Annotated in this window: 5 protein-coding genes; all 5 read right to left on the bottom strand. The window is 44.1% G+C overall.

Annotated elements, in window-relative coordinates; translation table 11 throughout:
• Positions 1-111 precede the first annotated feature (111 nt).
• On the bottom strand, positions 112-1,515 hold the full coding sequence (gene asnS, locus ACMJ0U_RS04895; RefSeq protein WP_007564295.1) for an asparagine--tRNA ligase: 1,404 nt from the start codon (positions 1,513-1,515) through the stop codon (positions 112-114).
• Between the two features lie 82 nt (positions 1,516-1,597).
• Positions 1,598-2,905, bottom strand: a complete 1,308-nt coding sequence (locus tag ACMJ0U_RS04890) for a pseudouridine synthase (RefSeq protein ID WP_417128540.1) — start codon at positions 2,903-2,905, stop codon at positions 1,598-1,600.
• Between the two features lie 65 nt (positions 2,906-2,970).
• Positions 2,971-4,317 carry an adenylosuccinate lyase gene (gene purB / locus ACMJ0U_RS04885; protein ID WP_040313432.1) on the bottom strand — a complete coding sequence of 449 codons (1,347 nt, stop codon included), beginning with the start codon at positions 4,315-4,317 and terminating at the stop codon, positions 2,971-2,973.
• Between the two features lie 286 nt (positions 4,318-4,603).
• A complete protein-coding gene (locus ACMJ0U_RS04880) occupies positions 4,604-6,898 on the bottom strand; it encodes a beta-galactosidase (protein ID WP_417128542.1) in 2,295 nt (764 codons plus the stop codon).
• Between the two features lie 146 nt (positions 6,899-7,044).
• A partial coding sequence (locus tag ACMJ0U_RS04875) for an alpha-L-arabinofuranosidase C-terminal domain-containing protein (RefSeq protein ID WP_417128538.1) occupies positions 7,045-8,134 on the bottom strand: 1,090 nt, incomplete at its 5' end.

Genomic DNA, 8,134 nt, shown 5'->3' with positions numbered 1-8,134 from the left:
AATAATTTGAAAACCACGCATTTTCTGTAGTTTTTTCTATCATAAAAACATAAAAAAGCCACTCCGTATGGAATGGCTTTCTTCATTATAGATAACAGTTACATTTTTCTTTTAGAATTCTGCATTACGCGGTGTACGCGGGAACGGTATCACATCACGGATATTAGCCATACCTGTTACAAACAGCAACAGGCGTTCAAAGCCTAATCCGAAGCCAGAATGCGGACATGAACCGTACTTACGCGTATCCAGATACCACCACATATCCTTCATCGGGATATTCAGTTCCTGAATACGAGTCAGCAACTTATCATAATCAGCCTCACGCTCTGACCCTCCGATAATTTCACCAATCTTCGGGAACAGCACATCCATAGCACGTACAGTCTTGCCATCTTCGTTCTGCTTCATATAGAACGCCTTGATTTCCTTCGGATAATCTGTCAAGATAACCGGACGTTTGAAGTGTTCTTCCACCAGGAAGCGTTCATGCTCTGAAGCCAAGTCCACGCCCCAGTACACCGGGAATTCAAACTTATGTCCATTAGCTACTGCTTCTTCCAGAATCTTGATACCTTCTGTATAAGGCAGACGTACAAATGATTCCTTCAATACACCCTGCAGACGTTCAATCAAGCCCTTATCGAACATATCGTTCAAGAACTTCACATCGTCATAACAATTATCCAAGGCCCACTGTACACAGTATTTGATGAATTCCTCCGCCAAATCCATGTTATCATTGATGTCATTGAAAGCCACCTCCGGCTCAATCATCCAGAACTCAGCCAAATGACGCGGTGTATTTGAATTTTCCGCACGGAATGTCGGTCCGAATGTATAAATTGCCCCCAAAGCAGTAGCGGCCAATTCACCTTCCAACTGTCCGGAAACCGTCAGACTTGCCTGCTTTCCAAAGAAGTCATTATCATAAATAATAGAACCATTCTCATCCTTCTTCAAATCATAGAGGTTCATGGTAGTAACCTGGAACATCTGTCCGGCCCCTTCACAGTCTGATGCGGTAATCAGAGGAGTATGGAAATAGAAGAAACCTCTTTCATGGAAGAACTTATGAATCGCAATAGCCATGTTATGACGGATACGGAACACCGCACCAAATGTATTCGTACGAGGACGCAAGTGAGCAATCTCACGCAAGAATTCCATTGAATGTCCTTTTTTCTGCAATGGATAAGTATTGTCACAAGTACCCAATACTTCAATCTCACGTGCCTGAATTTCCGCAGCCTGTCCGGAACCTACCGACTTTACCAGCTCTCCATTCACGCTCAGACATGCACCCGTTGTAATCAGCTTCAGCAAATCTTCATCAAAATTAGCCAAGTCGACTACAATCTGCACATTATTTATAGTAGAACCATCATTCAATGCAATAAAGTTTACCTGTTTGCTACCACGGCGAGTACGCACCCAACCTTTCACATTGACCATCGCGCCAAAATCTTCACGCTTCAGCAGGTCAACAATTTTTGTTCTACGAATTGTTTCCATTTTGATTCTATGTTTTATCAATTAATCTAAAAACACAGGGATGCCCCGTTTCCGCGTATCCCTGTGTTCTACTATTTTACCATTATTCAAAAGATCCCATACGAAGCATGGCCACTTCCTGTTCTGTGAGGTAACGCCAGTCACCGCGACGCAATCCTTTCTTGGTCAATCCCGCAAAGTACACACGGTCCAGCTTAATCACACGATAGCCCAGCGATTCGAAAATACGACGCACGATACGATTCTTTCCAGAGTGGATTTCAATACCTACCTGCGACTTATCCGTATCCGATGCGTAGCTGATAGCATCAGCATGGATTTCGCCATCATCCAGTGTAATACCCTGTACAATCTGATCCAAGTCTGCCTTTGTCACGTTCTTGTCACAGTATACATGATAAATTTTCTTCTTCAAGAACTTAGGATGAGTCAGTTTCGATGCCAGGTCACCGTCATTTGTCAACAGCAGTACACCTGTTGTATTACGGTCCAGACGTCCTACCGGATAGATACGCTCCTTGCAAGCACCTTTCACAAAATCCATCACCGTCTTACGTTCCTGCGGGTCATCCGAAGTCGTTACACAATCTTTCGGCTTATTAAGCAGCACATATACCTTACGTTCAATATTTACCGGCTGATCATGGAACTTCACCTCATCCGAACGTTTCACCTTCGTACCCAGTTCCGTTACAATTTCGCCATTTACAGATACCACTCCTGCAGTGATAAACTCATCCGCTTCACGACGAGAGCAGATACCTGCATTCGCAAGGAACTTGTTCAAACGAATCGGTTCATCCGGATCTGTCAGCAGCTCTTTGTACTCGATCTGCTTTTTCATGCTATATTTTGCATTCGGGTTGTAGTCGGCAGTACGTGGACGGTAACCTCCCTGTGGACGACCATATCCACCCTGCTGTCCGCCGTTGTTGTTAAAGCGCGGGCGATACGGACGCTGTTCTCCACCCTGCTGTGCATTGTTAAAGCGCGGACGATATGAACGTTGTTCTCCACCTTCCTGATTGCTGTTGAAACGAGGAGTGTACGCACGCTGCGGACGTCCACCATTATTGTTAAAACGAGGATTGTAAGAAGTACGCTGTTCTCCTCCTTCATTATTGTAGGAGCGGTTTCCGTACGAGCGCTGCGGGCGATTACCATACCCCCCACCCCTTTGCGGACGGTCCTCTCCATTATTAAAGCGAGGGTTATAAGAAGAGCGATATCCTTCTCCTCCCTCTCTATTGTTGTTATACGGACGGCGACCATAGCTGTTGCTTTTCTCACCTCTACCATATTTGTTATATCCTTCTCTGTTGTAAGACTTGTAACCATCGCGGCCAGACTGGCTGTTTTCGCCATCTTGTCTGAATTCTTTTTCTGCCATAATTTTTTTGTTTAATGCTAATATTAATACTCAACACCCTCTCGGGCGATATTTATTTTTTTAAGTTAGACTCCAGTATAGTTGTGCGGAGTAATCGCACGCAGTTCCTTTTTAATATCCTCGCTGACGTTCAGTGTTTCAATAAAATCTTTGATAGAAGCTTCTGTAATAGCCTGGTTCGTACGAGTCAGCGCTTTCAACGCTTCATACGGATGCGGATAAGCTTCACGGCGCAAAATCGTCTGAATAGCTTCAGCCACTACACTCCAGCAATTATCGAGATCTTCATAGATTTTATGTTCATTCAACAGCAATTTTCCAAGACCTTTCAGTGAGCTCTGGATGGCAATCACCGTATGTCCGAAAGGAACACCGATATTACGCAACACTGTAGAGTCCGTCAAGTCACGCTGCAAACGAGAGACCGGCAGCTTGGAAGAAAGATGTTCCAATATTGCATTGGCCATTCCCAGGTTACCTTCTGCATTTTCAAAGTCAATCGGGTTCACCTTATGCGGCATGGCACTTGAGCCGACCTCACCAGCTTTGATTTTCTGCTTGAAATACTCCATGGAAATATACTGCCAGAAGTCACGGTTCATGTCAATCATGATGGTATTGATACGCTTCATTGCATCGAAGATGGCACCCAGTCCGTCGTAATTTGAAATCTGCGTAGTGTATTCTTCACGTTCCAGACCTAATTTTTCTGCAACAAACTTATTACCGAAAGCCTTCCAGTCAAAATCCGGATAAGCCACGTGATGTGCATTGTAATTTCCGGTTGCTCCACCAAATTTCGCAGTCAGCGGACAAGCCTTCAATACAGCCAGCTGACGGTTCAGACGATAAGCGAAAACCATGATTTCCTTGCCCAGACGAGTAGGAGAAGCAGGCTGCCCGTGAGTCTTTGCCAGCATCGGAATATTTTTCCATTCTTCTGCGTAGGCAGTCAACTGGTCAATCAGTTTCTGGATCTGCGGATAATAGACTTCTTCCAACGCATCCTTGATAGACAAAGGAACTGAAGTGTTATTGATATCCTGTGAAGTCAGTCCGAAGTGAATGAATTCTTTATAAGGTTCCAATCCACCCAGTTTATCAAACTGTTCCTTAATGAAATACTCAACAGCCTTCACATCGTGATTTGTCACGCTTTCTATCTCCTTGATACGTGCAGCGTCTCCCTCAGAGAAATTACGGTAAATATCACGAAGAGACTCAAAGCGAGTCGCATCAAATGATGCCAGCTGCGGCAAAGGCAATTCACATAAAGTGATGAAATATTCAATTTCCACCCGCACACGATACTTCATGAGCGCATATTCTGAAAAATAAGCAGCCAAAGTTCCTGCTTTGCTTCTGTAGCGACCGTCAATCGGTGATACAGCCGTGAGTAAATCAAGTTCCATCATTATCGTAAAGTTTTTTGGTATCTAAATTCTAAAGTTTCATTTGAATTCGCGAAATTAATGCTTTTTCCTGAGTTATCAGGGTATAACCCTTAAACTTTAGTATTTATTTTATAATTAGGTTATTCACTCAGCAAATTCATGGTATCTGTATTTACTACATTCAAGTATTACCTATACACTTATTCCATATTGAACTGCAAAGCCTGCAAAAAAATATCCCATAGACTCACCGCCCATGGGATATTTCCATCTTCAATACCTTAAGTTCTATACGAATTGAAAATCAATATGTAAAGTCTGATTTCTTTACATATACTTTGTAATCCTTTATCAAACCTGGTGCGCCGGCTTCTGCACGAGGTAACATCCGGAAACCGGTCACATTATATTCCTTACCTAAATCTATGACAATCTGATGAGGATAAGCGGTATTGTCTACCGTCTGCCAGAAAGTGCTTTCCTGCAAGTCGAAGACTTTATCTGCCGTGCGGTTTCCACTACGTGTTTCTTCACTGTCGGCATACACAATCTTCCAGTTCTCACGAGAAACAGGCTTTCCGTTATTATCCAGTACATCCAACTCTGCAATGGCTGCGATATTGTTTCCTTCATAGTTGGAAATACCTTCCAGACAGAAATAGCGTCCTGCTACAGGCTGTGCAAAACGTACTTCCTGCCAGCCGTTTCCAGCTTTGAATGTACCTGCATTTACCACTTTTTCAGCTTTCAGGTTCAAGTTCTGTCCGTCTTTACGATGAGTTTCCGGTGCTTTTTCACGCAGCATATCTAGAATCGGTTTTTCTACGCCAGCCACTTTTGCTTCAGCCGGTCCCTTCAGGTCGAGCACAATAATTTCATTCTCTCCTTCTTTCAACCAGCAACCCGGCATATACAAAGTTTGCTGCGGACCGATTTCCCAGAAACGTCCCATGGCATGTCCGTTTACCCAAACCATACCTTTTCCCCAAGTCTGCATATCCAGGAAAGTATCACCTGTCTTATCCAAACGGAAGGTAGCTTTATAATATGCAGGTCCGTCAACCGGCTTGCCTGCTTGGTAATTTTTCTGGCTGACAAATTCATAGAACGGAGGCAAGTTGTATACTTCCCAGCCTTTCAGTTCCTTCACCTGTTCGCCGCTTACCACTTCCACTTTGTTCGTAATACCTTTCCGGTCATGAATTGATTTGTCAAAGTTCACACGTCCCATGGCTTCTACCAGAATATCCAGACGTGTACCTTTTTTCAAAGTTTCTTTCAGCGGTAAGGTGAACTCACCACGACGACGGTCCAAGCGGCCCAACAATTTTCCATCAGCAAATACCTGTGCCCAGTCGTGTACTTCATCAATATGCAAAATACCTTTTACATCTTCTTTCAATGTCGTACGATACAAGATACTTCCCCAACCCTGATCAAACTGTTCCATAGGCTTAATATCTTCCGACTGTTTAGCCTGAGGCAGATTATCAAACAAGGGTGCGACTTCCCATTCTGTAATGGCCGGTACGGAAATCACCGGATACTGAGCAGGAGGTTCCGGCAAAGTTTCTCCTTCCGGAAGATACTGTTTCAGCAAGTCACGCAGCTGGAAATATTTCGGAGTAGTCCATCCTGCTTCACTGATAGGTGCATCATAATCGTATGAGCTGCACATAGCCGAGTAAGCCGGATTGTTGGCACCACCCCACCAGCCAAAGGTAGTTCCTCCGTGTGTCATATAAAGGCTGAAAGAAATATTACGGTCCAGCATATCTTTGATACCACTTACCATTGTAGCCGCATCACGAGTCTCGTGCTTTCGGCCCCAGTGATCGAACCAGCCGCTCCAGAATTCACTACACATCATCGGAGTTTCCGGACGCAGTGATTTCAGTTTCTTGAACTGCTCGTCAATGTTGGCTCCCGTACCAAAGTTTACGGTCCACAGCAAATCATCCAGTGCGTTGTTGGTGAAGTTAGAACTCCAGTCGCACTGGAACAAAGGTACATCTGTAAAGCCAGCTTTTTTCACCAAATCACGAATGGCCGATACATACGGCTTGTCTATTCCATACGAACCATATTCGTTCTCTACCTGCACCATAATGATATTTCCACCACGAGAAATCTGCAAGTCTGCCAACTGCTTGCCTACTTCATTCATGAAAATACCAACACGTTCCATATAATAAGGATCCAGCGTACGTAACTGTACATCTTCTTTCTTCAGTAACCACCAGGGCAATCCACCCATTTCCCATTCTGCACATACATACGGACCCGGACGTACAATGACATACATTCCGTGCTTCTGGGCCAGGCGGCAGAACTTGGCAATATCTTTATTGCCGGAGAAATCAAACTTACCCGGTTGCTGTTCGTGTAAGTTCCAGAACACATACAGACAAAGGGTATTCATACCCAAAGCCTTACAAGAAAGAATACGCTGTTCCCAATAAGGTTCCGGGATACGCGGATAATGCACCTCCGCAGCTTTCACTACAAAAGGTTGTCCATTCAACAGGAACGTATTTTTCCCTACTTCAAACGTTCCACCGGCTTGCGAGCTTTGACATGAGCTGATAAAAGCTACCATTAAAAGGCAAGCCACCCCTAATGACAATTTTCTCAATAATTTATTCATGGTATTCATTTTTCACTTTTACAAAAATAGAGACTTGCTACCAAACCGTAGAAATAGAAATCAATCAATTATAACCTAAAAATCATTCAAAGGCATGGTTACTTTGTCGTTTCATCCGCCTTTATACGAATCACGCTTAAAGAGTAAGCCGGCATTTCATATTGAGACAACTCGGTCATTGCCATATCTTTCCTCACCGGCCGTGCGTTTTTGTCAGTGGGTTTTCCACTCAATACCTGCAAAACGGCTTTTCCATTTTCAGTTTGCGCCAAGCCTTCCACTTTCGCCTTTACCGGAACTGGCAACAAGTTCACCAGTTTCACAATCCAGTCTCCCGTCTTACTGTCACGTACCACAGAAGTACCGATACGTTTTTGTACATCCTGACGAGAATTATCGATTTTCCGGTCGGCAGGTAAATAAGAATCTCCGGAATTCTGACCATAAAGCAACTGAGTATAATATCCCACAGTGGGTTTCACTTCACGGTTATTGAAATAAATCAAATCGGGGTTCCACTGAGTATGTCCTTCCTTGGCCAACAAAGGGGCATATGAGGTCATCGACACGATGTCACCATTACGTTCTACCGAAGTCAGATACAGCGCCTCAGCCAAAGCCGTTTCAATGTTATTGGGACGTCCCGGCAAATGTGCGGCATATTCTCCCAGATACACTTTAGGCTTAGCACGGTCATAACGGTCGTAATAATCCTGATTATTAATAAACCATCCCGGTGTATTATAATAATGCTCATCCACCATCGGCACATTCAGGCGCGTAGCAAACTTCCATCCTGCCTCATAATCCGTACCTTCATAGAAAGGACCGACCGTACCAATTACCGTGATTTCCGGATACTTCTCTTTCACTGCCTTGAAAATCATTTCAAAACGTTCTTCAAAAACAGGTGTAATCAAATCTTCGTTTCCAATACCGACGTATTTCAAATTGAAAGGTTCCGGATGGCCCGTTTCCGCACGCATCTTCGCCCATTTACTCTTCTTCGGGTCGCCATTGGCATATTCTATCAGGTCTAGAATATCCTGTACATACGCTCCCATCTCTTCCATAGGAATTCCTCCTTGCTGTCCACCGCTCAAAGGTTTTCCCGGAATACAAGCCGAATTCTGACATGGGACTCCAGCAGCCAGCACTGGAAGAGGCTCTGCTCCTATATCTTCACAG

The organism is Phocaeicola sp. (assembly GCF_048170425.1).
Lineage (GTDB): Bacteria > Bacteroidota > Bacteroidia > Bacteroidales > Bacteroidaceae > Phocaeicola.
The sequence above is the reverse complement of the archived record's forward strand: the minus strand, read 5'-3'. Positions and strand labels throughout refer to the sequence as shown.

Coding starts and splice junctions, on each gene's coding strand:
- asnS (WP_007564295.1), bottom strand. CDS start 1,515: ATGGAAACAATTCGTAGAACAAAAATTGTTGACCTGCTGAAGCGTGAA.
- ACMJ0U_RS04890 (WP_417128540.1), bottom strand. CDS start 2,905: ATGGCAGAAAAAGAATTCAGACAAGATGGCGAAAACAGCCAGTCTGGC.
- purB (WP_040313432.1), bottom strand. CDS start 4,317: ATGGAACTTGATTTACTCACGGCTGTATCACCGATTGACGGTCGCTAC.
- ACMJ0U_RS04880 (WP_417128542.1), bottom strand. CDS start 6,898: ATGGTAGCTTTTATCAGCTCATGTCAAAGCTCGCAAGCCGGTGGAACG.